Raw genomic sequence first — 22,849 nt, forward strand, 5'->3', positions numbered from 1 at the left:
TGCAGATCAAAACCTCGTAGACAATTCATTCGAATGACTATAGTAATCATTCGAATATTTGTGGCGAGCCTTCGCCATTGCCTGACGAACCCAATGTCTAAGGAAAAGATGATGACTGAGGAGAAGACTGGCAATCCGGTCAGCGCATCCTATACCCACGCGCAGGCGCTGGAAATTCTCGCCGCAGCCCGGCCAGCAACCATTAAGGCGGCAGCTGAAAAGGTGCTCGACACGCTCGGCGAGGTCGATGTTGTCGTGAACCGAACCGGCCTTGCGATGCTGCCGCTCATCGATACGGTTCGCGGCACCGCATTTCATCTCGGCGAGGTCCTGGTATCCGAAGCGCATATCCGCGTGCCGGATCGCACCGTGGAGGGCTACGGCGCGGTGGTCGGCCGGGATCTCGAACACGCCATGGCAATGGCGATCATCGATGCGGCGATTGCCGCTGGCCACCGGGCCGATCTCATCCTCGAACTCCTGGATGCCGAACGGCGCCATCAGCAAGAAGAAGACCAGCAGTTGCTGAAAAAAGTCGAAGCGACCCGCGTGCAGATGGAGACATTCTGACCATGGCCAACAATCTCCTGCCGACCATGGACGACACCCGCACCAACGCCACATTCGAGGAACTCATGTGGGCGCTGAGCCGCCCCGGCCAGCCGCGCGAGCTGGCCGTCGAAGGCTTCTGGCCGCTTGCAGAAAGCCTGCTTGATCGCGAATGCAGCTTCCATGTCGCGGACGATCCGTCCCTGGATTTGAAAATGGCCGCAACCGGGGCAAGGCGGATGCCGCTTGCCAATGCGGACTACGTCTTTGCCGCCATAGATTCTGCGGCAAGCGTCGAAGCCTTGTCGACATTGCGCATCGGCAGCCTCCTCTATCCGGATGACGCGGCCACGCTCTTTGCTCCCGCGCGCCTCGGCTCGGGGCAACGACTGCGTCTCACCGGCCCGGGTATCAAGGACAGCGTTACGATCGAGGTCGATGGGATCGATCCCGCCTTCTGGCAGATGCGCCGAAAGACGATCCGCTATCCGCTCGGCTGGGATCTCTATCTCGTCGACGGCAAGCGCCTGCTCGGCATCCCCCGCTCCACGACAATAGAGGTGCTCTGATGGCCTATGTGGCAACTCGTGGCGGCGAATACGCCATCGAACAGGCGGAACGGCTTTTTCGTGGCGATCTCGGTGCGATCACCCGCGAGCGCGTCGAGGCGGTCAAGACCGGCCTTCCCTATCTCATTGACCGGGTCATGGGTGAAGCATCGCTCTATGAGCCCGATCTCGCCGCCCTGGCGCTCGCCCAAGCGGGCGGCGATCTCTACGAGGCGATCCTGCTGCTGCGCGCCTACCGCACGACGCAGCCCCGCATTGCCGTCGCCGAACCGTTGAAACAGCCGGATCTTTTTACGGTTCGTCGCATCTCGGCGGCTTTCAAGGATATTCCGGGCGGCCAGATCCTCGGGCCGACGCTGGATTACTCCCATCGCCTGCTCCAGGTCGAGGTGCTACAGGGCGCGGACTATGTGCCCGAGCCAGTGATCCCGGCCGCCAAACCGGCGCCGGCGGCCCAACCATCGCTGACCAGCTGGCAGAAGGCGCAAGGTCTTGTTCCGGATCATCCGGTCGAAGCCGTCGCGCCGGATGATATCCCGGACCTGACGCGCGAGCCGCTGCTCTTTCCGGCGGCCCGGGCGCACAGGCTCCAGAGCCTGGCGCGTGCCGACACCGGCGGCACGCTAGCGCTCGGATACGCGACGATGCGCGGCTATAGCGCCGTGCATCCCACGGTCAATGAGCTGCGCCTGGCCTACGCTCCTGTCCGCCTGCGTCATCCCTCCGGCACGATCTTCAGTGCCGGCCGTGTCCGCGTCAGCCAGACCGAGGTCATCTCAAAAGCCAAGGAATTGCAATTGGGCTTTTCAGCAACCTTTGGTTGGAACGAGGTGAAGGTCATTGCCGCGGCGACGCTCGATCTCGCTTCCAGCCAGCCCAATCCGCATCCGGCCGCCAATGAGGAGTTCGTTCTCTATCATACCGAACCGGTCGAAAGCTCCGGCTTCTGCATCCACTTCAAGCTTCCGCACTACGTCACGTTCCAGTCCAGCCTGGATGCGCTACGTCGCGTCAAGGCGGACAAGAGCGAGGCCGCTGCAAAACCTGCCGATGCGGAGAAGCTTGCCGAACAACAGGAAGAGGTCGTGCTATGAAACTGCAGGAATTGACCAAGCCCTGGATGGCCTTCAACTACGGCTTTCTCGATGAATCCGCCAAGCGCGAAATGCGCCGCCGCATTCTGAAGGCGATCGCCGTTCCCGGCTACCAGGTGCCCTATGCCAGCCGCGAAGTGCCGATTGCCCGCGGCTGGGGAACGGGTGGCCTGCAGGTGACACTGACGCTGCTGAAGCCGACATCGGTCGTGAAGGTCATCGACCAGGGATCTGACGACTCCGTCAATGCCAGCAGCATCCGCAAATTCGTGGCGCGAGTCGGCGGCGCGGTCGAGACCGAAGATACGATGGCCGCGACCATCATCCAGTCGCGTCACCGAATTCCGGAGGAAAAGCTGCATGAGGATCAGATCCTCGTCCTGCAGGTTCCGAATCCCGAGCCGTTGCGGCCGGTCCAGCCTGACATGTCGGTGGCGCGCGAGATGCACGGCGATGCCGATTACGGACAGCTTTGGCTCATCCTCTATGAACAGCTCGTCAAATCCGGTCGCATCATGCAGGGGTCGAGCTATCCGAGCATGGTCAATGGCCGCCATGTGATGACGCCGTCGCCCATTCCACGCTGGGATGTGCCCAAGCTCAATCAGGCCGACCACTTGACGATCCTTTCGGCGGGACGCGAGAAGCGCATTTTCGCAGTGCCGCCCTATACGCGCGTCGAGCCGCTTGTCTTCGACGATGTGCCCTACCGCGTCGAGGATCATCAGGACAAGACCTGCTACCGCAGCAATGTTACCGGTTTCTTCATGAACGAGCTGCCGCAGGAGGACGGTTCCTCGCAATACGAACTGTCCGACAGCCATTTCGGCGTGAAGCACATTCGCAAGTTGGAAGCGGAAGCCGTCGAGATCGGCGATACCTGGTACAAGAACGGAAGGATGGACTGATGGCCGCACCCGATCCCACTCAATCGGCAGCGCTGACCCGCCAGCCGCCGCGGCTGATGCTCGCCGAACCCATCCTGACGATGCGCGGCATTGCGCGCAACTATGGCGACGTCACCGCACTCGCCGGCGTCGATGTCACCGTCTATCCCGGAGAAGTGCTTGGCATCGTCGGCGAATCCGGCTCCGGCAAGTCGACGCTGCTGAGGATGATGAACCTCGAGGATACGCCCGACACCGGCACCTATAACCTCGCCCTTCTCGGCCATGAGGGCCGCAACCTCTTCACGCTCGACCGCTTCGAGCGGCGGATGCTGAGGGCGCATCATATCGGCATCGTCTACCAGAACCCGCATCTCGGCCTGCTGATGGACCATACCAGCAGCGGCAATGTCGCCGAACGCCTGCTGATTGCCGGCAATCGCAATTTCGCAGAACTGCGCGAGCGGGCACGCCAGTCGCTCGACGCCTCGGAATTTCCGATCGAGCGCATGGATGCCAGGCCGAACGAGCTTTCGGGCGGCATGCAGCAGCGCGTGCAACTCGCCAAGGCGATCGCGCTTGAGCCGGCCGTGCTGCTGCTCGACGAGCCAACCACGGGTCTCGACGTCAGCGTTCAGGCGCTGGTGCTCGATACGCTAAAGCGGCTGCAGCGTGACCGTGCCATCACCATGGTGCTGGTATCGCATGATCTTGGCGTCATCCGCACGATGGCAGACAGGGTTATTGTCATGCGGCGCGGCATGGTCGTGGAACAGGGACTTGCCGACCAGATCTTCCAGGACCCGCAGCACGCCTACACGCAACAGCTCGTTCACGCCAAGCTTTGAAGGAAACACTAGAGATGAATATTCAGGTTTCCGCCCGGCTGGATGCGGCTCCGGTCTTGCGCGTGCATGGCCTCTCGAAGCAATTCGAAATGCATCACCTGAAGCGCACGCTGTTTGCCTTCGAGAACATAGAGTTCGACTTGAATGCAGGCGAATTCATTCTGCTGAAGGGCGAGAACGGAGCGGGCAAATCGACGCTGCTGCGCACACTCTATCGCTCCTACCTGCCGCGCGCCGGCCACGTCTATTATCACACACGTGAGGGGATCATCGATCTCGCAACGGCGGCAGATGTCGACATCGCCGTACTGCGCCGCCGGGAAATCGGTTTCGTCACGCAATTCCTCAACGCGCGCCCGCGCGTTGCCGCCGAAGAGATCGTTGCCGAGCCGCTGAGGCTCGCGGGCACTTCGCATTCCGAAGCTTTGGCGGAGGCACGGCGCTGGCTCGATGCTTTCGGCGTCAAGAAGCAGCTCTGGTCGGCCTACCCCTCGACCTTCTCGGGCGGCGAACAGCAGAAGGTCAATCTTGCTCGCGCGCTCATCCTGCCGCAACGCCTGCTTCTGCTCGACGAGCCGACCGCGTCGCTGGATCAAGCCGCTCGCCGAGCGTTGGTCGAAAGATTGGCTCAACTCAAGGCGTCCGGCGTTGCGATGATCGGTGTCTTTCATCATCCGGACGATGTAAAGGCATTGATCGACCGGGAACTTCATCTGGAAGCCATCAAGATCGAGGACGAGCAAGACGATGTGGCTGAGTAATTTTGAAATTGTATTGCAGGACCGCGTGATCGAGCGTGGCGCCGTTAGGATCGAGGATGGGCTGATCGCCGATATCAGCGAGCGGCCCGTCGAAGAGGCGGAGGTGGATGGCCGTGGCCGGTTTCTCCTGCCCGGCTTTGTCGACATGCATGGCGACATGATCGAAAAATGCGTGGAGCCGCGGGTCAATGTCCGTATGCCGCTCGAACTCGGCGTCTACGACCTCGACAAGATGCTCGCAGCCAATGGCGTGACAACAGCCTATGCGGCGGTTGCGTTTACGCCTGCCACCTATGGCCACGTCCGCTCGCCGGAAAATACCCGCGCAATGGTCGAAACGCTCGCATCGATGCGAGAGGAACTGCTGATCGACCACCGCGTCCACGGCCGCTTCGAAGTGACCTTCCTGCCTGCCCTGAAAGAAGCGAAGACTTTGATCGATGCCGGCGCGCTCCACTTGATTTCGCTCATGGATCACACGCCAGGCCAGGGACAGTATCGCGATATCGAGCTGCACATCGCCAACACGGCGAAGGTCAAGAAGATCAGCGAAGCCCAGGCGGCAGAACTTGTGAAACAACGCATGGCCGCCCGCAGCGAACACGGCGACAGCATGGATATCATCAACGACTTGGCGGAATTGGCGCGCGAGCACGGCGTCGTGCTGGCGTCCCATGATGATGACACGGTCGAGAAAGCAGCGCTGCTGCACAGCCTCGGCGCCGCAATCAGCGAGTTTCCGATCAATATCGCGACGGCGACCGAAGCAAGGCGGCTGGGATTGGCGACGGCCATGGGTGCGCCGAATGCGCTGCGAGGCCTATCCTATTCCGGCAATCTTTCCGCGCGGGAAGCATATGAAGCCGGCGTGCTCGATATTCTTGCCAGCGACTATCATCCGTCGGCCATTCTGCCGGCTGTGATCGCGCTTGCGGAAATCGGCAAGGGCGGCCTTCCCGCTTCGGTCGCATTGGCAAGCGCCAATCCGGCGAAGGCACTCGGCCTTACCGACCGCGGCCGCATCGCCGAGGGGCTGCGCGCCGATCTCGTCATTGCCGAACGTGGCCGCGTGCCACGCCTGCGCAGTACGATCCGCGGCGGCAAGATGGTTTGGTCCGACGGCTCCATCAAGGGCTTCTAAGCCGCAAGACAGAGCCGGCTCACGTTGCGCGTCGGCGAGCGACGCCGGCTGTTAGCGGGAGGGTGTTTCCCTCCCGCCAATTTGCATGACTTACATCGCCTTCTGCGGATGCGGCGACCCCTCGTAAGCGCCCCAGATCGACTGATCGAAATTGATGGTGGCGCCGGTCATCAGGCCGGATTCTTCAGACGACAGGAAGGCGACGGCGCGCGCCACCTCCGCCGGGTCGACCAGCCGACCGAAGGGCTGCTCGGCAGCAGCCTTTGCCAGCCAATCTTCGTCAGCGCCATGATATTCGCGTTGAATGCGATCTTCGCCGTCGCTCGACATCCAGCCGATATTCAGCGCGTTGACCCTGATGCGGTTTCTAAGCAGCGCAAAGGCGGTATTCCGGGTCAGCGTATCGAGCGCACCCTTCGACGAGCAATAGGCGCTGATGAAGGGCTGACCGGCCATAGCCGACATCGAGGAGATGTTGACGATCGTGCCTTCGATACCATTGGCGATCATGTTTTTGATCGCATCCTGCATCAGGAAGAACGGCGCGCGCACATTAACGGCGAACATCCGGTCGAACAGATCCGGTTCGGTATCGAGAATGGTGCCGCGGTCAGTAATGGCGGCGACATTCACCAAGGCGTCGATGCGGCCGAACTTTTCGACTGCCGTGGCGATGACCTTGCGGCAATCCTCAACCTCACCGAGATCGGCCGTGACGAAGGCAACCGGTATCCTATAGCGGTCGCTAATCTCCCGCGCCTTGGCTTCGCCCTTGGCGCTGCTGCGGCCGCAGATCGTCAGGCCGGCGGCGCCGCGTTCAGCAAAGAGACGGGCAACTTCCGCGCCCAACCCTTGCGTGCCGCCGGTGACGACGGCAAATTTTCCATCCAGTCGGCTCATCGGATCTCAAGCCTCCCTGCGTGCGGCGTGGGCGGCGATCAGCTCGGCAAACGACCCGGCATCCATTCGGGCATCGATCGCCTCAGCCATGATCTTAGCCTGCGTTTTCGGCGCCAAGCCGCCAACCGGCGGATCGCTATCGAGATTGGTCGGGAAGGCATAGCCCTCGGCCGTCGATGCGATCACATTGGTAACCTCTGCGCGGCTCAGCGTGCCGGCGCCGAGGGCTGCGAGAAGTGCGGGATAGACTGTCACCGACATGCGGCTGCGGTTGACGCTCTCCATCGCCCGCCCGAAAGCCGACGACACCTGCAGGAGGTTTGCCATGCGGTAAATGTCCTTCGAGACATTGTTGCCGGCGCCGTGCATGACGGCCGGATTGAAGAAGACGGCATCGCCCTTCTCAAGCGGCAGTTGCACGTGATGTTCGGCAAAAAAGGTCTGGAACTCCGGTCGGCCAAAGGCGATGTAGCCTTCGAAGAAGGTCTGCGAATAGGGCAGGAACAGCGTCGGGCCGCTTTCAAGGGGCATATCGCAATGCGCGACGGCGCCCTGCAGCGTCAACAGCGGTGAGACCGCATGAATATGGCCGGGATAGGCCTGCATCTGCTGCGGCGACATGAAGCCGAGGTGATAGTCGCGATGCGGCTTCTGAGCGGTACCGCCCGGATTGACGCGGTTCATCTGCGCGGTCATCTGATAGCCGACGCCAAGCCAAGCCTCCGACACCAGGGCGACTGCGGTCGACGCGTAATAGCGGGCAAAATTCTCCGGGTCCGCCAGGCAATGCTTCTCGAGCGCATTCCAGATACGGTCATTGGCGCCGGGTTTGGCAAAGTGATCGCCGGCGCCCTTGCCCTTCTCTTTCTCCTCGCGGACGATGGCTTCGAACACGGTCGTCGCGCGATCGACGACGGCCGTATCCGGCATGGCGTTCTTGATGACGACGATGCCGGGGCCCGAGGTGAAGGCCTCGACCCACTCGGCCATCAGGGCGCGGCGGTCGTCTTCATTTCCGGCGGCGCCGCGAACCTTGTCGCCGTCGTAGATGAGGATGTTTTTCTCGATGCCTGCCGCCAGCGGCCAGTCCGCCTGATTGGCGGTCTTTTCGACCAATGACCTGAAGACATCGAAATTGCCGCAATCGGCCGACAACCAAACCTTTTGGCTGCGCCGGCTGGCAAGCGTCTGAGCGTCCATGGTTTTCTCCTCCCAAAGTGACGTTGGACATATGCGTTGATCGTAGTCTCGGCCTGGCCTATGAGAAAGGTACAAAACACCTCAAAAACACCTCAGAAAGAGCCGCCTTGAAATCGCGTTTTCCATTGAAAGACATCGCGCTACAGGCTGGTCTCAGCCTCGCGACGGTCGACCGGGTGATGCATGAACGCGAAGGCGTTCGCACTGTTACCCGCGCACGGGTCGCAGCAGCGATTGCCGAGCTGGAGCGGCAATATGTGCAATCGGGCCTCGCCGGACGGCGCCTCGTCATCGATGTCGTCATGGATACGCCGCAGCGCTTTTCCACGGCGGTCAGAAACGCTTTCGAGGCCGAATTGCCCGGCATGCGCCCCGCGTCATTTTCCGCGCGATTTCATGTGGCCGAGACGATGAGCGAGCAGGAGCTTCTGTCGATCCTGCGCACCATCCGCCGCCGCGGCAGCCATGGTGTTGTTCTCAAAGCCGCCTCGACGCCCGCGATTGCCGAATTTGCCGCCCAGCTCATGACGGCGAAAATCCCAGTGGTCACGCTGGTGACCGATCTGCCGGAAAATTCCCGCATCGGCTATGTCGGCATGGATAACCGCGTGGCGGGTGCGACATCGGCCTATCTGCTTGGCCGCATGGCGGGAGAGCGGACGGGCAAGGTGCTAGTAACACTGTCGAGCAGCCTCTTTGCCGGTGAGGACGAGCGTGAACGCGGATTTCGCGATGTGCTGGCGGAACACTTCCCGCATCTTTCGGTCGTGCGAATTTCTGAAGGATTCGGTGTCGACCGCGCGACGGAACTTCTTGTCCGCGATGCGCTGGAACGCGAGCCGGAAATCCGCGCTGTCTATTCGGCGGGCGGTGGCAACCGAGCCATATTGAAGGCCTTTGCCGATGCGCGGCGAGAGTGCACGGTCTTTGCCGCCCACGATCTCGATCAGGACAATATCAGGCTGCTGGCCGCCGGCGAAATTACCTTCGTCATACACCACGATCTGCGCCACGACGCCCGCAGCGCCTGCCAGCTCATGCTCGCCTATCACCGGATGTTGCCGGCCGACTTCCAGGTGGCGCCGTCGCGTGTCGCGATCGCAACCCCGTTCGAGGCGGCGCGGTGATTGGCAGTCTCAAACGCATCTCGAAAGGGCGGCCGCAGGATTACCGCGCCAGCGTCCCGTCGACCATGATCTGAATGCGCCCAAGGCTGCAGCGCTCGACCCGAGCTTCGATCCCATAGACGTCGGCAAGAAGCTCTGGCGTGACGATCTCCTCGGCTGGGCCATGAACCTTCAGGCAACCGTCCTTCAACATCGCCACGGAATCCGCATATCGAAGCGCCAGCGGGACATCGTGAAGCACGGCGAGCACGATCGTTCCCCGTTCGCGCGCAAGCGCCGCCGCACATTCCATGACGTAAATCTGGTGCTTGAGATCGAGCGCGCTGGTCGGCTCGTCGAGCAGCAGCACTTCGGGACGACGAACGATCGCCTGAGCAAGCGCAACCATCTGTCTTTGGCCTCCGGAAAGCTCCGAAAGCGACAGCATGGCAAGCTCGTCAGCCCCGAGCCGCTCGAGAGCGTCGTAGGCTTCCCGCATGGCAGCCTGGCGGCCCAACATGCCGCTGCAGGCGCTCACTACAGCTTCGATGACAGGTAGCCCAATGCCCGGCGGCTGCGATTGCGGCATGTAGGCGATCCTCTTGGCCCGCTCGACCCTCGAGAGACGGGCGAGATCGATACCGTCGAGACGAACCTGCCCGGAAGCCGAACCGAGGCCGGCGATACCACGCAGCAAGGTGGACTTACCGGCCGCATTCGGCCCGAGAAGCGCCAGAACCTCGCCGCGCCGAAGAGGCCCGAGCGAGAAAGAGTGTACCACCCTCTTTCGTCCGTAGGCGACGGTGAGATCGCGAATGACGAGACCGACCTTGTCATCCGTCATCGGCCCGGCTTCCCGTTGAAGATCAGGACAACGAATAGGGGCACCCCGACAAGCGCCGTGACGATGCCGACGGGGACGACAACCCCTGGCAGGATGGTCTTGCTCGCAATCGATGCAAGCGATAGCAGGAGAGCGCCGATCAGTGCGCTGGCAGGAAGCGTAAAACGCTGGTCCTCACCCACCAGAAGCCGGGCGATATGCGGCCCGACAAGGCCGATGAAGCCGATCGTCCCGACGAAGGCGACGGCGATGGCCGACAGCAGGCTCACCCGCAGCAGTGAGAGATAGCGCAGCCGCACGACGTCGATGCCGAAGCTGATCGCGCGCTCTTCCCCCATACGCAATGCCGTCATCTGTCCGGCAGAGCCGAAGGACAAGGGCATGACCACCGCAAGGGTAACCGCGAGAACGGCAACCTTGTCCCAGTTAGCCCGCGCAAGACTGCCGACCGACCAGAAGACGAGCTGCTGCAGCACATCCTCCGTCGCGATAAGCTGAAACAGCAGGATCACGGCGTTGCAGCTGAAGACCAAGGCGATCCCCAGCAGCACCATAGTCTCCATACTGCCGGCCCGCAACCGCGAGAGAGCATCGAGCAGGAGCACTGAACCGAAGGCGAAGATGAAAGCGGCAAGCGAGACCAGCCAGTTATAAGGCAGCCAGGAAAGCGCGAGATGAAAGACGATGACTGTCGATGCCCCCAAAGCCGCTGCCGAAGCAACGCCGAGCGTGAAGGGGCTGGCGAGCGGATTGTTGAGGATGACCTGCATTTCCGCTCCGGCCAGCGACAGCGAAGCACCCACGAGCACGGCCATGAGCGCAAAGGGCAAGCGAACATTCCAGATGATGACGCGGTCGGTGGGCGATAGATCTCCCGAATGGAAAATCCCGTGAAGGAGATCGGTCGCGCTCATGCCGGACGAGCCCGTCACGACATCATAGCCGAACGACACCAGCAGAAGTGCCAACAGCAGGACCATGATGACAATGCGCCGGACCACCAGGCTGCGATAGGCGAGCTGCGTGCCGACGAAGCCGGAGGTCTCTTCGGCTTCGTGCTTGTTCCGGGAAGCTACAGGAGCATCCATCCGTCGATATCCCGTCAGTTCGTGGCGCCGAGCTCAACCCAATAGGTGCCGGCATTGTCGATGGCGAGCAGCGATTTCGCCATCTCCTGCTGTGTGCGGGCCGGATCGATATCCTTGAACAGCTCCGGATGAATCCACTTCGCCAGAGCCTCTATGGCCAGGATGTTGTAAGGCGAATTGTAGAAGTCGTGCCAAAGACCATAAGCCCTGTGATCGCGGATCGCGCGGAGCTCCTTGAATTCAGGGCGCGAAAGAACGGCGTCGAGGCTCTTTTGCGCCATTTCCTTGTCCACGCCCGCGCCCAACAGCAGACCGGGAGCGCGGTTGCCGGTGGCGATATAGACGTCGGGATCGGCATGGAGAACATATTCGACCGCGACATCGCCGATCGCCCCCGGCACAACGCCGGCTGCAATGTTGCGTCCGCCGGCCGCCGAGACGAATTGCCCGAGCCCGCCATTGCCTGTCGTGTGACCCGGCGCCTGCCAAACGCCCGCCAGAAGCTCGACGAAAACGCTCGGCTTCTGCTCATCCTTCAGGGCGGCAACGCGCGAGGTAATCAAGCCGAGATGCCGGGCATAGAAATCGGTAAATTCCTTTGCCTCCGCCTGACGGCCGATCGCCGCGCCGATGGCGGTGATGCTCTTCGGCGTGTTCTCGATGGGGGAAACGCGAAAATCGACATAGAGTACGGCGATACCGGCCTGCGCCAGCGTCTCCGCAATCGGGCTGTGGGCCTTCGGTCCTTCGCCGGCGACGCTGAAAATCACCAGATCGGGCTTCAGCGCCAGAATGGTCTCGACGCTGACGCTCACTTCGGAGGTCTCGCCGATGACGGCGATATCGGCAACGGCTGGAAACGCCTTCTTGTAGGTCTCGAACGTATGCGGATCGAGCTTGCGCAGATCATTCTGCCACCCGACGATCCGCTGAAACGGATTATCGCGGTCAAGCAAGGCCAAAGCGTAGCTCAGCCGGCTCTCGCCGAGCACGATGCGCGAGACATGGTCAGGGACATTGACCTTACGGCCAAGCACATCGGTCACCTCAGCCGCATGCGCGATTGCAGGCAGAACCAGACTGATCGACATGAGAGCAACAATACGCAGCGCCCTGAGCAGCGAGTCGGCAATCGTCATCAAGAACTCCTTGGTGAATATTTCAAAAGATCAAAGTGGCCGTGCGGATCGGTCGGCGGCCGGGAGCGGCGTGAAACACACCAAGCCGCGACTTGCCAGATCGCGCGTCTCTTGCATCAATCCTCGCAGGCGGGGAACTGAAACCTCGTCATATCGACATGCATAATATGAATTTTGCCCTCCACTTTTCTCTGCAAATGTGCATGTTGCGGAAGCGAAGCACATAAGAACGGTCGACCAGCATGCAGTCCCCCAACATGAACAGTATCGATCTCAATCTCCTGCGCGTGTTCGATGCCGTCTTTCGGGAGCGCAATATCCTGCGCGCCGCGCAACGCCTTGGAATGAGCCAGCCTGCCGCCAGCCATGCCTTGGCGCGCCTGCGCCACGCGCTTGGCGACGATCTTTTCGTGCGCTCGGCCCAGGGCATGCTGCCGACATCCCGCGCCGAACAGCTTGCCGAGCCCATCCGGCAGGCCCTGAGTTATTTCGAACTCGGTTTGCAATCGGGACCGTTCGAACCGGTGGCCTCGCGCCAGCAGTTCAAGCTTGCGCTCGACAATAGCTCCGCAATCGCGCTGACATCGAAAATCGTGGCCGTGGTGGGTGCCGCCGCACCGGGGATCTCACTGAATCTGCGGCCAAGCGGCACGATCGATATAGACCCGATGCTCGACGCGTCCGAGCTCGACCTGTTCATCGGCCGTCCCGGCGAGGACCGCGAACGCTTCGCCTCACAAGAGCTGAGCAGCGATGATTTCGTCGTCGTCCATCGGGCGCAAATTCGTGCGACGAAAGATCCGATGACCCTGGAAGAGCTGATCGGCAGGCCGCATCTGAACCTGTCATCCGCAGGAGACGACATCGGCTTTCTCGATCGCTGGCTTGCAGAGCGGCAGGTTCGTCGCGAAGTGAAGCATTCCGTGCCCTTGCTTGGATGCACCGCCGTCCTGCATGAGCAGGATATGTACATACCCATGAGACGACCCATCGCCGAAGCGGTTTGCCACGGCTCCGGCCTGGCGATCAGCGAGCTTCCCTTTGCTTCACCACGAATAACGACCTGCATGCGATGGCACCGGCGACTGGATTCCCAGCCGGCGCATATCTGGTTGCGTGACGCGATCCACAGCGCCGCCGGATCGCGCGAGAAGCCGGCTCCTATTCGATAGCAGTGATTTCCAGTTCTTCCTTGCCGAGGGTCAGGACATCGCCGACCGCCTTGCCCATAAGAAGCCTCGCCACAGGGGCGACATAGGAAATCGACCCCGACTTGGGATCTGCCTCATCCTCTCCGACGATGCGATATTTCTGCACACGGCCATCCTCACGGCTATAGGTCACCGTGCTTCCAAAGGCGACAATGTCGCACGAGCCAGGTGCCGGCACGATTTCGGCAGTGCGAACCCTTTCCGCGAAATAGCGCGCATCGCGCAACGGGATGGCAGTCTGCCGCCGACGCTCGTTGATATCCTCGATGATGCTCGCCGTTTCATAGGCTTTGCGCGCGTCCTGAAGCTGCAGTTCGAGAGCCTTCAAGCCTGCATCCGTCACAAGGTTCGGATGCAGGGAAACAGTCCGCTCGGGCAGCACGGTTTCCGCGGCCGTCTCGGCACTCTCTTCCTTCATGAACGCGGTGCTCAATTTCAAACTCCATTCCTACCGGCAAATTAGCCCTACACTATAGACCAGATGTCAAACCGGGTGAAATACAATGGCCGATCGCCGCGACGTGATGAATATGTTCACGGAGATTTCTTGGCATTCGGCATGCCATTGCGTAGCATCGCGCCAAACCGCAACACGTCCTACGGGCAATATCGACCCGTGCCAAAGCCACAATGAAGGATCGCCATGCGCCTAGATAAGGAGTTGTTCCGCTCCCTCTCTCTCCTCGGCATGGTTCTGGGCCTCATTTTCTTTGCGGCTTCGCTGACGCCGAGCCTGATGCCTCGTTCCTATCTCGTGCAAGGCATGCTCTCCGGCATCAGTGCCGGCGCCGGCTATATGATAGGCACGGCGCTGACCTGGCTCTGGATCTATTTGCAGCTGCCTATTCCCAAGCGATCGCTGAGACCGGCTCGCTGGTCGATCGGCATTGCGTGCCTGCTACTCTGCCTGGCGGCACTTTGGCACGCGACCTTCTGGCAGAACTCGATCCGTATTTTGTGGAAGATGCCGCCGATCGCCAGCGCCGACCCCTATTGGCTTGCGGCCGTGGCGGCATTGACTTTTCTCGTCACGCTCGTCGTCGGCCGTCTGTTCCGTGTCGCCTGCCTGCTGTTTTCGCAATGGCTCGCGCGCGTGGTGCCGAGCCGGCTTTCAAAGGTGATCGGCGCCCTGCTTGCCGTTGCATTGTTCTGGTCGATCGGCCAGGGTATCTTGCTCCGGCTCGCGCTCGACGCTGCCGACGCATCATTCAAGCAGGCGGACGCTCTGATCGAAGACGACCAGGCCATGCCGAAGGGCGACATGAAGACCGGCAGCTCCGCCTCGCTGGTTGCCTGGCAAGGACTGGGACGCCAGGGCCGGTATTTCGTGACATCCGGCCCTGGCGCCGGCAATATCTCGAGCTTCTGGAACACGCCGGCAAAGCAGCCGCTTCGCATCTATGTCGGCTTGAACAATGCCGAAACCAGCAAGGAGCGCGCGACGCTCGCCTTAAAGGAGATGATACGACAGGGCGCCTTCGATCGCTCCATGCTGGTTGTGATCGTGCCAACCGGAACGGGATGGATAGACCCCGCCGCCATGGACACGCTCGAATATCTGCAGCATGGCGATGTCGCGAGCGTCGCCGTGCAATATTCCTATCTGACCAGCTGGATGTCGCTGCTGTTCGAGCCGCAACAAGGCGAGGAAACGGCAACGGACCTGTTCGACACCGTCTACGGCTATTGGTCGAAACTGCCGCGAGACAAGCGACCCAAGCTCTATCTGCACGGCCTGAGCCTCGGCGCGATGAACTCGCAGCTATCGCTCGATATCTACAATGTCATCGGCGACCCCGTGAACGGCGCCCTCTGGAGCGGCCCTCCCTTCCGCAGCGCCAGATGGAAGGCAGCGACATCAGCGCGAAGCCCCGGCACGCCGGAATGGCTGCCAAAATTTCGCGACGGTTCCGTGATCCGCTTCGCCAACCAGGAGCACGCGCCGGACCAGTTCGCCGCTCCCTGGGGGCCGCTGCGGGTCGTCTATCTGCAATATGCAAGCGATCCGGTGGTGTTCTTCGATGCTGCCTCCGCTTTTCGCGAGCCGGAGTGGATGAAGGCGCCGCGCGGGCCTGATGTCTCGCCGGAACTCACCTGGATACCAGTCGTCACCATGCTCCAGCTGCTCTTCGACATGATGATCGCGACGACATCTCCGATCGGCTACGGGCACATCTATGCCCCGCAGCACTATATCGATTGCTGGGTATCGCTGACCGATGCGCAAATCTCCCCGGAGGATCTGACACGCCTGAAGTCGCTCTTTGCCGCCCGCTTCGGGATGGCGAACTAGAGCCTGAACAAACGGACACCCGCAATGGCGACGATCACGCCAGGCCGGAAAAATCCGCAAGCGTGACATGGACGCTTTTCAGCTCCGAATATTCGTCGAAGCCGTGCCGGCCGAGTTCGCGACCCACGCCACTCTGCTTGTAGCCGCCGATCGCCAGCTGCGGCGCACCATCGCCCATGCCGTTGATCCAGGTACGGCCTGCCTTGATGCGTCGAATGGCCTGGAAGGCTGTCGAAAGGTTCGTCGACCAGACGCAGGCCGACAGCCCATAGGGCGTATCGTTCGCCATGCGGATCGCCTCTTCCGCCGTCTTGAAACGGAAGGTCGTCAAGACCGGACCGAAAATCTCGTCCTGTGCGATCGTCATGTTCCGGCTGACATCAGTAAAGATCGTCGGCGCGTAGAAAGCGCCGGCCTCACCCAGTCTGTCGCCGCCCATCAATAGCTTCGCCCCGTCAGCCCTCCCCTGCGCCACATAGCCGGCAACCTTGTCGAGATGCGGCTGATGGATCAGGGCGCCGACATCAACCCGATCGTCCAGCGGATCGCCGGTGACGATCTTCGCTGCCACCGCCCGAACCTTTTCCAGGAGCGTGTCTGCGATGCTTTCATGCACGATCAGCCGGCTGCCGGAAATGCAGACCTGGCCTGAGCAGTGGAAGACCCCGCCCGATATCTTTGCCGCGGCGGCATCGAGATCGGCATCGGCGAAAACCACCTGCGGCCCCTTGCCTCCAAGCTCCAGCCCGACCCTCTTGATATTCTGGCCGGCAAGCGCGCCGATCACCCGTCCGACGCGCTGCGACCCGGTGAAATTGATGACGTCGACGTCAGGATGTTCCGCCAGGATCTGCCCGACGTCGGCGCCGTATCCGGTCACGACGTTCAGCACACCCTCGGGCAGGCCGGCTTCGAGCGCAAGCTCGGCCATGCGGATCGTCGATCCCGACGTGAATTCGCTCGGCTTGATGACGACGGTGCAGCCGGCGCCGATCGCCCAGGGAATGCGCTCCGAGCCGATCAAAAGCGGGAAGTTCCATGGCGTAATCAGGCCGACGACGCCGACGGGCTCACGCAGGATAAACCCGAGCGTATTCGGGCCGAGGTCGCTGTGCGCCTCGCCTTCCAGTCCCTCGGCATGCCCCGCCGCATAGCGCCAGAGGCTCACGGAAAAGCCCGTTTCCCCGCGCGCCTGGTTGATGGCCTTGCCGACCTCGAGCGCCTCGATTGTCGCCAATTCCTCGATATTCGCCTCGATCAGGTCCGCAACGCGGTTCATGATACGGGCACGCTCGCCACCGGTCATTTTCGGCCAGGGACCATTGTCGAAGGCTCGGCGCGCAGCGGCAATTGCCGCCTCGGCATCCGCGCGACTTCCTTTCGGAATGATGCTGACGACGTGGCCTGGATGTGCCGGGCTTTCACGCGCGATCGTTTCTCCCGAAAGAGCCTGAACCGATTTGCCGGCGATGACCATGCCGTAACGACGCTGCTGCAGAAGTCGCGGATTGTCCAGACGAGGTGCGATGAAGGGAAATGCGGTCATTTGGCTGTCCTCACTCTTAAAATTCCAGAGTCTCAATCACGATCCGGCAGCTCAGGCCTGATGGTGCAGACTTTCCAGGGTCAGGCTATGTTGCAGCGGCTTGCCGGCGACAAACCGTTCGATCTCGTCGACAATGAGCCGGCCGAGACGTTGGCGCTCATTGCCGATCGCGCCGGCGACATGCGGCGTCAGAACGACGTTCGGCAGATCGTAGAGCTGCGAATTTTCCGGCAAAGCCTCCGGCTCGGTGACATCGAGAAAGGCGAAGAGCCTGCCGCTTATCAGCTCCGCCTCCAAAGCAGTCTGGTCTACCAAACCGCCTCGGGCGGTATTGATCAGCGTTGCGCCATCGCGCATGCGCGCAAGCATGTCGGCATCGATCATGTGCCACGTCGTCGGCAGCAGCGGCGCATGCAAGGATACCGTCTGGCACTCGCTCATCAATTCCGGCAGCGAAACCAGTTCCGCGCCCAGCTGCTTGGCCTCTGCTGCACCCATCATTGGATCAAAAAGCAGGATGTCCATATCATGCGGACGCAGAAGATCGAGGACGCGACGGCCGATGCGCGAAGCGCCGACGATGCCGACCTTCTTGTGCCAGCTGCCGCTGTCGCCATCGAAGGATTGATGCATCTCCAGGGAACGCCGTTGCTGCGCGTAGACTTGCCGGAAGCGCAGGACGTCCTTGTTGGCGAACAGGATGGCGGCCAGCGAAAATTCGGCCACTGGAATGGCATTGGCCGCCGCCGCGTTCGTCACCGCGATCTGCCGCTCGAAGACCGCCGGCCCGATGAGATGCTTTACCGATCCTGCCGCATGCGCGATGAGCGTCAGAGACGGTGCCGCCTGCAATACGGAAGCGTCGATGGCAGCACAGCCCCACCCCGTGACCAGTATATCCGTATCCGCAAGTCGGTAGCGTGCAGCATCGCTTTCAAATTCCTGCAGCGGCTCCCGGGAAACGATGCTGCAATGCTTCTCGAGCCGTGCCTGGTCCGATGCGGAAAATAGCTTGTCTATGCCGAGCGGGCCAAAAGCGAAGCTAAGTCTCGGGGCACTGATGACTGGTGGCGACGACAACAACGAACTCCTGGCGGCGCTCTGTCCGCAGACGCTGAATGGCAATCACGCCATGAGCGCGAGGGATCGCATAGAAACGCAAATCACGCAATAGATTTACGCACATTTCAAAAATTTACGCAATTTGCGTAATTGTCGCTCCAGCCTGCAACGTGACCGCACATTCGAGCTGGACGGGCATGGCGTCGGGTTCGGAAATGCGACGTTGCGCAAGCAGAATAGCCTGACGGGCCATCTCGAAACAGTTGACCCGCATCGTCGTCAATCGCGGATGCATCATCGCGGCATAAGGCAGATCGTCGAAGCCGATCACCGAAATTTCGCCGGGTACGCCGAGCCCCACGGCTTCCAGCGCATTCATCAACCGGAACGCAGCCATGTCATTGGCACAGAACACGCTGGTCCAATCCGCCTCGCCCTTCACACGGCGCTCCACCTCCGCAAGCAAGGCCGTATCGACGCCATTGGCAACGCCGATCGCGGTCGCCGACGCGTCGGGATAGTCTTCCAGAGCAGCATAGAATCCACGGCGGCGCTGCGTGGTCGTCCATCGCGTATGATCATGAATATAAAGCAGTTTCCTATGACCAGCCCGAAGCAAGGCCCGTCCGGCCATGCGCGCGCCATAGAAATTGTTCGGCGCCACGCAGTCGAAGCGCATGTCCGGATCGTAGCCATTGACGAGTATCGCGCGGTGACTGCCGGTCAGGAAGTAGCGGGCCAGATCATCGGTCAGATCGATGCCGACGAAGATCGTCGCATTCGCTTCCTCCTTCTCCTGGTCGCGCGCCATGCGCTCCGGACCCAGCGACGTCTCATCCACCATACGGATCGACAGGCTGAAGCCGCTATCACGCGCATTATCGCGCAAGCCCCCGATCACCGCTTCGTAGAACGGGGCCAGGCCGCCTGTGGCAAGACTACCCGTCACGTAAGCCCGCAAATGCCTGGTCGGCTCGGCAGCACTCCGGGCGCGCCCGAGATAGCCGGCATCCTCGGCAATCTTGCGAATTTGCATGCGGCGCTCGTCGCTGATGCCGCGGGCATCGGACAGCGCGCGAGAGACCGTACTGACCGAAACGCCGGCCGCCTTGGCAATTTCGAGCTGATTTGCGTTGGATTTCGGTGAACGAGTCAAATTCTTTACCCTTCAGATTTTCCCGATGATCATGGGATTCCCGCAGGAAATCCATCCCCGCGCGCCGATATCAACGTCTCAGTCATGGTCAAGTACACGAAAATTGCGATATATTTTGCATAATCTCGCAAATTGCGCAATTGACAACGCAAATTGCGCGTGATGAATTGCCCGTCATCGCGAAAGGATCGATCTTCGAGAGAGCGCTTTCGCCGGATGTGGGAGGACATGCAATGACCAACGACATAAGAAGAGACCTCGGCCAGATCGCATTGAACCGACGCCAATTGCTGCAGGCCGCCGGTGCAGGTGCCGCGGCCGCCGCATTTTCGGGCATGGGTGCGCCAGCCGTCGCACAGGAAAAAGTCGAGCTGACGATGTGGGCCTGGACGCCGGACACGCAGTCCCAGATCGATCTGTTCACCAAGGCTTTCCCGCATATCAGCGTCAAGCTCGAAAATGCCGGTCAGGGACCTGCCGAGTATGTCAAGCTGCGCAATGCCATTCAGGCAGGCACGGGCCTTCCCGATGTCGGCCAGGTCGAGTTCACCAATATTCCGGGCTTCCGCCAGCTGCAGGCACTGCTCGACATGGGCCAGTACGGTGCCAACGACGTCAAGGACAAGTTCATCGACTGGACCTGGGCATCCGCGTCCGACGGCAACGCCGTTTACGGTATCCCGTGGGATTCCGGTCCGATGGGTATTCTCTACCGCGCCGACGTGCTGGATGCGCATAAGATCGAAGTGCCGAAGACATGGGCGGCCTTTGCCGAAAGCTCGAAGGCGCTGAGCAAGGCATCGCCGGATACTTTCCTCACCAATTTCGGCGGCACGGCCGATGGCGGCTGGGTCATCGCGCTCCTGGCGCAGGCTGGATGGATGCCGTTCGAGCTGAAGGGCACCGATCTCAAGCTCAACCTGAATGACGCCATCGCGAAGAAATGGGCCGCCTTTTGGCAGGACCTGATCGATGCCAAGGCCGTCGGCGTCAAGACGCCCGTCTGGACCACCGATTGGTTCACCGGCCTCGACGAAGGCACTTACGCCTCGTGGATGACCGGCGCCTGGGGTGCGGTGTTCATTCCGCAATTCGCCAAGAAGAGCAACGGCCACTGGCGGGCGGCGCCCCTGCCGCAATGGGAAGACGGAAAATACGTCTCCGCCAATCTCGGCGGCTCCACCTTCGCGACCTTCAAGACCACGAAGCATCCGAAGGAGGCAACCCAGCTTGCGATTTTCCTGGGCGCCGATCCTCAAGCCGCACGTCTCTGGAACACCAAGCAGTTCCTCTTCCCCGTGCTGAAGGAACTCGTCGCCGACCCCGAGCTAATCAATCACAAGTACGATCTCTATGGCGGCCAGGCAGTCAACGCGGTGTTTGTTGAAGCCGCCAAGCACGTCGACTCCTCGTTCCAGTATGCACCGTTCCAGGATTACCTCGCCGGCCAGGTGCAGCAGGAGCTTTCCGCCTCAATCGGCGGCAAGGGATCGCTCAGCGATGCCTTCGATCGCCTGCAGGAAGGCGTCAGCGCCTATTGCTCCGATCAGGGCTATACCGTTTCCAACGGTTGATCATCGGCATGCGGGTTGCAGGCCCCCGCATGTCCTTTCGTGTGTCCCGCGCCTCGGCGCGGGCACATTTCGCAGGCGGAGATCATGTAAATGGCCGGTCCAAATCAGCGCAAACGTCGTCGCCGCGTGGGCAAGAGACTGGCGCCCCTTCTCTTCCTCGCCCCTTTCGCGCTGCTGTTCATCGCCTTCCTGATCGCCCCCATGCTCTATGCGCTCAACCTCGCGGTCTACAAGACGACGGTGGTGGCCGGCACCAAATTCGTCGGCGCGGATAATTTCGTGCGTGCGCTCGGCGATCCGAAATTCTGGCAGGGCGTCGTGGTGCTTTTGAAATTCGCGGTGATCCAGATCCCCGGCATGGTCGCCATCGCATTGCTCATCGCGCTGATCCTCGACAGCGGCACCGTCTATGCCAAGAGCTTCTTCCGGGTCAGCCTGTTTCTGCCCTATGCCGTCCCTGCTGTCATCGCTACCCTGATCTGGGGCTATCTCTATGGCCCGGCCTTTGGTCCTTTTACGCAGCTCGCCAATGCGCTCGGTCTTCCTGCGCCGAATTTTCTCGGCGCGAACACGATACTTCCGTCAATCGCCAATATCGCCAACTGGGAATATACCGGCTATCAGATGATCATCTATTACGCCGCGCTGCAGGCGATCCCCACGGATCTGGAGGAAGCGGCATCGATGGATGGGGCCAGCAGCCTCATCTATGCCGTGCGCGTCAAGCTTCCGCTGATTGCACCGATGATCGTCGTCACGATCATCTTCTCGATCATCGGCTCCCTGCAGCTCTTCTCCGAGCCCTATCTGCTACGCAATCTCGCGCCGCTCAGCATCACCAATTCCTATACGCCAAACTACTATGCCTACACGCTCGCCTTCGCCAACCAGCAATATAATTATTCAGCTGCCATGTCCTTCCTCCTTGGCGCCGTGACGGCCGTGATCTCCTATGCCTTCATGCTGATCGTCAACCGCAGGGGCGGCGCATGACCATCGTCGGCAAGTCGAAGCGTTCCCCGTCATTCCGCCGCAACCGCTGGATGTTGTCAGCAATCCTGTTCGTCATCTGGCTTTATACCGCATTGCCGCTCTTCTATGTCCTCGTATCGGCATCGAAATCGAACAACGATCTGTTCACGACGTTTGGCCTCTGGTTTGCAAGCGACTTCAGGCTTGTCGAGAACATAGGCCAGGTCTTCAGTTTCCAGGGCGGCATTTTCGCCCGCTGGATGTTCAACACCATCATCTATGCGACGACCGCCGGCATCGGCGCCGCCCTTTTTTCCACCATGGCCGGATATGCGCTTGCCAAGTACCAGTTCTTCGGCAAGCGGCTGATCTTCGCGATCATCCTCGGCGCTGTCATGATCCCGCAAACGGCGCTCGTGGTGCCGCTGTTCCTGCTGATGTCGAAGGTCGGCATCGTCAATACGCCGTGGGCGGTCATCCTGCCGTCCCTCGTCTATCCGCCGGGCGTCTTCCTGATGCGCGTCTATGCCGACGATGCCATACCGAACGAGTTGATCGATGCCGGCCGCGTCGACGGCGCCGGTGAACTCCATATCTTCTTCTCACTGGCTCTGCGCCTGCTGATGCCGGGCTTTGCCACCGTGCTTATCCTGTCCTTCGTCGCGACCTGGAACAACTACTTCCTGCCCCTCGTCGTCTTGAGCTCGCCCGAATACTTTCCTGTCACCGTCGGCCTTGCGCAATGGTACGCGACGGCAACGGTCGGCTCCGGCGGCGGCGCCGCACTCTTTACCCTTGTGCTGGCCGGCGCGCTGATCAGCATCGTTCCCGTCATCATAGCTTTCATCGTCATGCAGCGTTTCTGGCAAGGCGGCCTCGGTGCCGGCGGCGTCAAGGCGTGAGGCTACG

22 protein-coding genes are annotated in these 22,849 nt (G+C 61.1%); 13 read left to right on the forward strand and 9 right to left on the reverse strand.

Translation table 11 applies throughout. The annotated features are described in order from the left end of the window. Positions 1–111: 111 nt before the first annotated feature. Genes phnG through ACIQWP_RS00225 form a run of 7 tightly spaced genes read left to right on the forward strand, consistent with a single transcriptional unit; the run spans position 112 to position 5,849 of the window. Positions 112–570: a phosphonate C-P lyase system protein PhnG gene (gene phnG, locus ACIQWP_RS00195; protein WP_402780539.1), complete on the forward strand. Its 459-nt coding sequence runs from the start codon at positions 112–114 to the stop codon at positions 568–570. Positions 571–572: 2 nt separating this feature from the next. Further along, entirely contained in the window at positions 573–1,118 is a 546-nt protein-coding gene (gene phnH / locus ACIQWP_RS00200; protein ID WP_402780542.1) for a phosphonate C-P lyase system protein PhnH, read from the forward strand. Further along, positions 1,118–2,212 carry a carbon-phosphorus lyase complex subunit PhnI gene (locus ACIQWP_RS00205; protein ID WP_402780545.1) on the forward strand — a complete coding sequence of 365 codons (1,095 nt, stop codon included), beginning with the start codon at positions 1,118–1,120 and terminating at the stop codon, positions 2,210–2,212. The genes phnH and ACIQWP_RS00205 overlap by 1 nt, the downstream gene beginning before the upstream one ends. Then, positions 2,209–3,120, forward strand: a complete 912-nt coding sequence (locus ACIQWP_RS00210; RefSeq protein ID WP_402780548.1) for an alpha-D-ribose 1-methylphosphonate 5-phosphate C-P-lyase PhnJ — start codon at positions 2,209–2,211, stop codon at positions 3,118–3,120. Before ACIQWP_RS00205 ends, ACIQWP_RS00210 begins: the two co-directional genes overlap by 4 nt. Then, the gene (locus ACIQWP_RS00215) at positions 3,120–3,947 is read left to right on the forward strand and encodes an ATP-binding cassette domain-containing protein (RefSeq protein ID WP_402780551.1); all 828 of its coding nucleotides are present in this window, start codon (positions 3,120–3,122) and stop codon (positions 3,945–3,947) included. Before ACIQWP_RS00210 ends, ACIQWP_RS00215 begins: the two co-directional genes overlap by 1 nt. 14 nt (positions 3,948–3,961) lie before the next feature. Beyond that, positions 3,962–4,708 carry a phosphonate C-P lyase system protein PhnL gene (locus ACIQWP_RS00220; RefSeq protein ID WP_402780554.1) on the forward strand — a complete coding sequence of 249 codons (747 nt, stop codon included), beginning with the start codon at positions 3,962–3,964 and terminating at the stop codon, positions 4,706–4,708. Next, the gene (locus ACIQWP_RS00225; protein WP_402780557.1) at positions 4,695–5,849 is read left to right on the forward strand and encodes an alpha-D-ribose 1-methylphosphonate 5-triphosphate diphosphatase; all 1,155 of its coding nucleotides are present in this window, start codon (positions 4,695–4,697) and stop codon (positions 5,847–5,849) included. The genes ACIQWP_RS00220 and ACIQWP_RS00225 overlap by 14 nt, the downstream gene beginning before the upstream one ends. Before the next feature lie 90 nt (positions 5,850–5,939). Here the strand turns inward: ACIQWP_RS00225 and ACIQWP_RS00230 are convergent, their stop codons facing one another. Beyond that, entirely contained in the window at positions 5,940–6,749 is an 810-nt protein-coding gene (locus tag ACIQWP_RS00230; protein ID WP_402780560.1) for an SDR family oxidoreductase, read from the reverse strand. A gap of 6 nt (positions 6,750–6,755) precedes the next feature. Beyond that, complete coding sequence (locus ACIQWP_RS00235) at positions 6,756–7,949, reverse strand: phytanoyl-CoA dioxygenase family protein (protein WP_402780563.1); 1,194 nt, start codon at positions 7,947–7,949, stop codon at positions 6,756–6,758. Positions 7,950–8,056: 107 nt separating this feature from the next. Here ACIQWP_RS00235 and ACIQWP_RS00240 point away from each other — a divergent pair, with 107 nt between their 5' ends. Next, positions 8,057–9,076, forward strand: coding sequence for a LacI family DNA-binding transcriptional regulator (locus tag ACIQWP_RS00240; RefSeq protein WP_402780566.1), 1,020 nt, complete (start codon positions 8,057–8,059; stop codon positions 9,074–9,076). A gap of 40 nt (positions 9,077–9,116) precedes the next feature. Here the strand turns inward: ACIQWP_RS00240 and ACIQWP_RS00245 are convergent, their stop codons facing one another. Genes ACIQWP_RS00245 through ACIQWP_RS00255 form a run of 3 tightly spaced genes read right to left on the reverse strand, consistent with a single transcriptional unit; the run spans position 9,117 to position 12,126 of the window. Next, positions 9,117–9,899, reverse strand: a complete 783-nt coding sequence (locus ACIQWP_RS00245) for an ABC transporter ATP-binding protein (protein ID WP_402780569.1) — start codon at positions 9,897–9,899, stop codon at positions 9,117–9,119. Beyond that, a complete protein-coding gene (locus ACIQWP_RS00250; RefSeq protein WP_402780572.1) occupies positions 9,896–10,987 on the reverse strand; it encodes a FecCD family ABC transporter permease in 1,092 nt (363 codons plus the stop codon). Before ACIQWP_RS00250 ends, ACIQWP_RS00245 begins: the two co-directional genes overlap by 4 nt. A gap of 14 nt (positions 10,988–11,001) precedes the next feature. After that, on the reverse strand, positions 11,002–12,126 hold the full coding sequence (locus ACIQWP_RS00255) for an ABC transporter substrate-binding protein (RefSeq protein WP_402780575.1): 1,125 nt from the start codon (positions 12,124–12,126) through the stop codon (positions 11,002–11,004). A 257-nt stretch (positions 12,127–12,383) separates the two neighbouring features. On the opposite strand from ACIQWP_RS00255, the gene ACIQWP_RS00260 reads away from it, so the two are divergent. Continuing rightward, positions 12,384–13,298 (forward strand): LysR family transcriptional regulator, encoded by a 915-nt coding sequence (locus ACIQWP_RS00260; protein WP_402780578.1) that lies wholly within the window; start codon positions 12,384–12,386, stop codon positions 13,296–13,298. Here ACIQWP_RS00260 and greA read toward each other — a convergent pair. After that, on the reverse strand, positions 13,288–13,770 hold the full coding sequence (gene greA / locus ACIQWP_RS00265; protein ID WP_402780581.1) for a transcription elongation factor GreA: 483 nt from the start codon (positions 13,768–13,770) through the stop codon (positions 13,288–13,290). The two genes, ACIQWP_RS00260 and greA, sit on opposite strands and share 11 nt — an antisense overlap. 210 nt (positions 13,771–13,980) lie before the next feature. On the opposite strand from greA, the gene ACIQWP_RS00270 reads away from it, so the two are divergent. Beyond that, the gene (locus ACIQWP_RS00270) at positions 13,981–15,630 is read left to right on the forward strand and encodes an alpha/beta hydrolase (RefSeq protein ID WP_402780584.1); all 1,650 of its coding nucleotides are present in this window, start codon (positions 13,981–13,983) and stop codon (positions 15,628–15,630) included. A gap of 34 nt (positions 15,631–15,664) precedes the next feature. On the opposite strand, the gene ACIQWP_RS00275 is transcribed toward ACIQWP_RS00270, so the two are convergent. From ACIQWP_RS00275 to ACIQWP_RS00285, 3 genes are all read right to left on the reverse strand, one after another. Then, entirely contained in the window at positions 15,665–17,176 is a 1,512-nt protein-coding gene (locus ACIQWP_RS00275) for an aldehyde dehydrogenase family protein (protein WP_402780587.1), read from the reverse strand. A 51-nt stretch (positions 17,177–17,227) separates the two neighbouring features. After that, a complete protein-coding gene (locus ACIQWP_RS00280; RefSeq protein ID WP_402780590.1) occupies positions 17,228–18,256 on the reverse strand; it encodes a hydroxyacid dehydrogenase in 1,029 nt (342 codons plus the stop codon). 115 nt (positions 18,257–18,371) lie between these two features. Next, positions 18,372–19,394, reverse strand: coding sequence for a LacI family DNA-binding transcriptional regulator (locus ACIQWP_RS00285; protein WP_402780593.1), 1,023 nt, complete (start codon positions 19,392–19,394; stop codon positions 18,372–18,374). A gap of 233 nt (positions 19,395–19,627) precedes the next feature. Between ACIQWP_RS00285 and ACIQWP_RS00290 the strand changes: the two genes are divergently transcribed. The 3 genes from ACIQWP_RS00290 (at position 19,628) to ACIQWP_RS00300 (ending at position 22,842) form a co-directional block, all read left to right on the forward strand. After that, a complete protein-coding gene (locus ACIQWP_RS00290; RefSeq protein ID WP_402780596.1) occupies positions 19,628–20,968 on the forward strand; it encodes an ABC transporter substrate-binding protein in 1,341 nt (446 codons plus the stop codon). A gap of 90 nt (positions 20,969–21,058) precedes the next feature. After that, positions 21,059–21,961: a carbohydrate ABC transporter permease gene (locus tag ACIQWP_RS00295; protein WP_402780599.1), complete on the forward strand. Its 903-nt coding sequence runs from the start codon at positions 21,059–21,061 to the stop codon at positions 21,959–21,961. After that, positions 21,958–22,842, forward strand: coding sequence for a carbohydrate ABC transporter permease (locus ACIQWP_RS00300; RefSeq protein WP_402780602.1), 885 nt, complete (start codon positions 21,958–21,960; stop codon positions 22,840–22,842). The genes ACIQWP_RS00295 and ACIQWP_RS00300 overlap by 4 nt, the downstream gene beginning before the upstream one ends. Positions 22,843–22,849: the final 7 nt, after the last annotated feature.

Origin of the sequence: Rhizobium sp. NPDC090279, assembly GCF_044769665.1 — a bacterium.
GTDB lineage: Bacteria > Pseudomonadota > Alphaproteobacteria > Rhizobiales > Rhizobiaceae > Rhizobium.

What these genes read in the sequence shown, in the direction of transcription:
- phnG (WP_402780539.1), top strand. Translation starts at nt 112, where the DNA reads ATGACTGAGGAGAAGACTGGCAATCCGGTCAGCGCATCCTATACCCAC.
- phnH (WP_402780542.1), top strand. Translation starts at nt 573, where the DNA reads ATGGCCAACAATCTCCTGCCGACCATGGACGACACCCGCACCAACGCC.
- ACIQWP_RS00205 (WP_402780545.1), top strand. Translation starts at nt 1,118, where the DNA reads ATGGCCTATGTGGCAACTCGTGGCGGCGAATACGCCATCGAACAGGCG.
- ACIQWP_RS00210 (WP_402780548.1), top strand. Translation starts at nt 2,209, where the DNA reads ATGAAACTGCAGGAATTGACCAAGCCCTGGATGGCCTTCAACTACGGC.
- ACIQWP_RS00215 (WP_402780551.1), top strand. Translation starts at nt 3,120, where the DNA reads ATGGCCGCACCCGATCCCACTCAATCGGCAGCGCTGACCCGCCAGCCG.
- ACIQWP_RS00220 (WP_402780554.1), top strand. Translation starts at nt 3,962, where the DNA reads ATGAATATTCAGGTTTCCGCCCGGCTGGATGCGGCTCCGGTCTTGCGC.
- ACIQWP_RS00225 (WP_402780557.1), top strand. Translation starts at nt 4,695, where the DNA reads ATGTGGCTGAGTAATTTTGAAATTGTATTGCAGGACCGCGTGATCGAG.
- ACIQWP_RS00230 (WP_402780560.1), bottom strand. Translation starts at nt 6,749, where the DNA reads ATGAGCCGACTGGATGGAAAATTTGCCGTCGTCACCGGCGGCACGCAA.
- ACIQWP_RS00235 (WP_402780563.1), bottom strand. Translation starts at nt 7,949, where the DNA reads ATGGACGCTCAGACGCTTGCCAGCCGGCGCAGCCAAAAGGTTTGGTTG.
- ACIQWP_RS00245 (WP_402780569.1), bottom strand. Translation starts at nt 9,899, where the DNA reads ATGACGGATGACAAGGTCGGTCTCGTCATTCGCGATCTCACCGTCGCC.
- ACIQWP_RS00250 (WP_402780572.1), bottom strand. Translation starts at nt 10,987, where the DNA reads ATGGATGCTCCTGTAGCTTCCCGGAACAAGCACGAAGCCGAAGAGACC.
- ACIQWP_RS00255 (WP_402780575.1), bottom strand. Translation starts at nt 12,126, where the DNA reads ATGACGATTGCCGACTCGCTGCTCAGGGCGCTGCGTATTGTTGCTCTC.
- ACIQWP_RS00260 (WP_402780578.1), top strand. Translation starts at nt 12,384, where the DNA reads ATGAACAGTATCGATCTCAATCTCCTGCGCGTGTTCGATGCCGTCTTT.
- ACIQWP_RS00270 (WP_402780584.1), top strand. Translation starts at nt 13,981, where the DNA reads ATGCGCCTAGATAAGGAGTTGTTCCGCTCCCTCTCTCTCCTCGGCATG.
- ACIQWP_RS00275 (WP_402780587.1), bottom strand. Translation starts at nt 17,176, where the DNA reads ATGACCGCATTTCCCTTCATCGCACCTCGTCTGGACAATCCGCGACTT.
- ACIQWP_RS00290 (WP_402780596.1), top strand. Translation starts at nt 19,628, where the DNA reads ATGACCAACGACATAAGAAGAGACCTCGGCCAGATCGCATTGAACCGA.
- ACIQWP_RS00295 (WP_402780599.1), top strand. Translation starts at nt 21,059, where the DNA reads ATGGCCGGTCCAAATCAGCGCAAACGTCGTCGCCGCGTGGGCAAGAGA.
- ACIQWP_RS00300 (WP_402780602.1), top strand. Translation starts at nt 21,958, where the DNA reads ATGACCATCGTCGGCAAGTCGAAGCGTTCCCCGTCATTCCGCCGCAAC.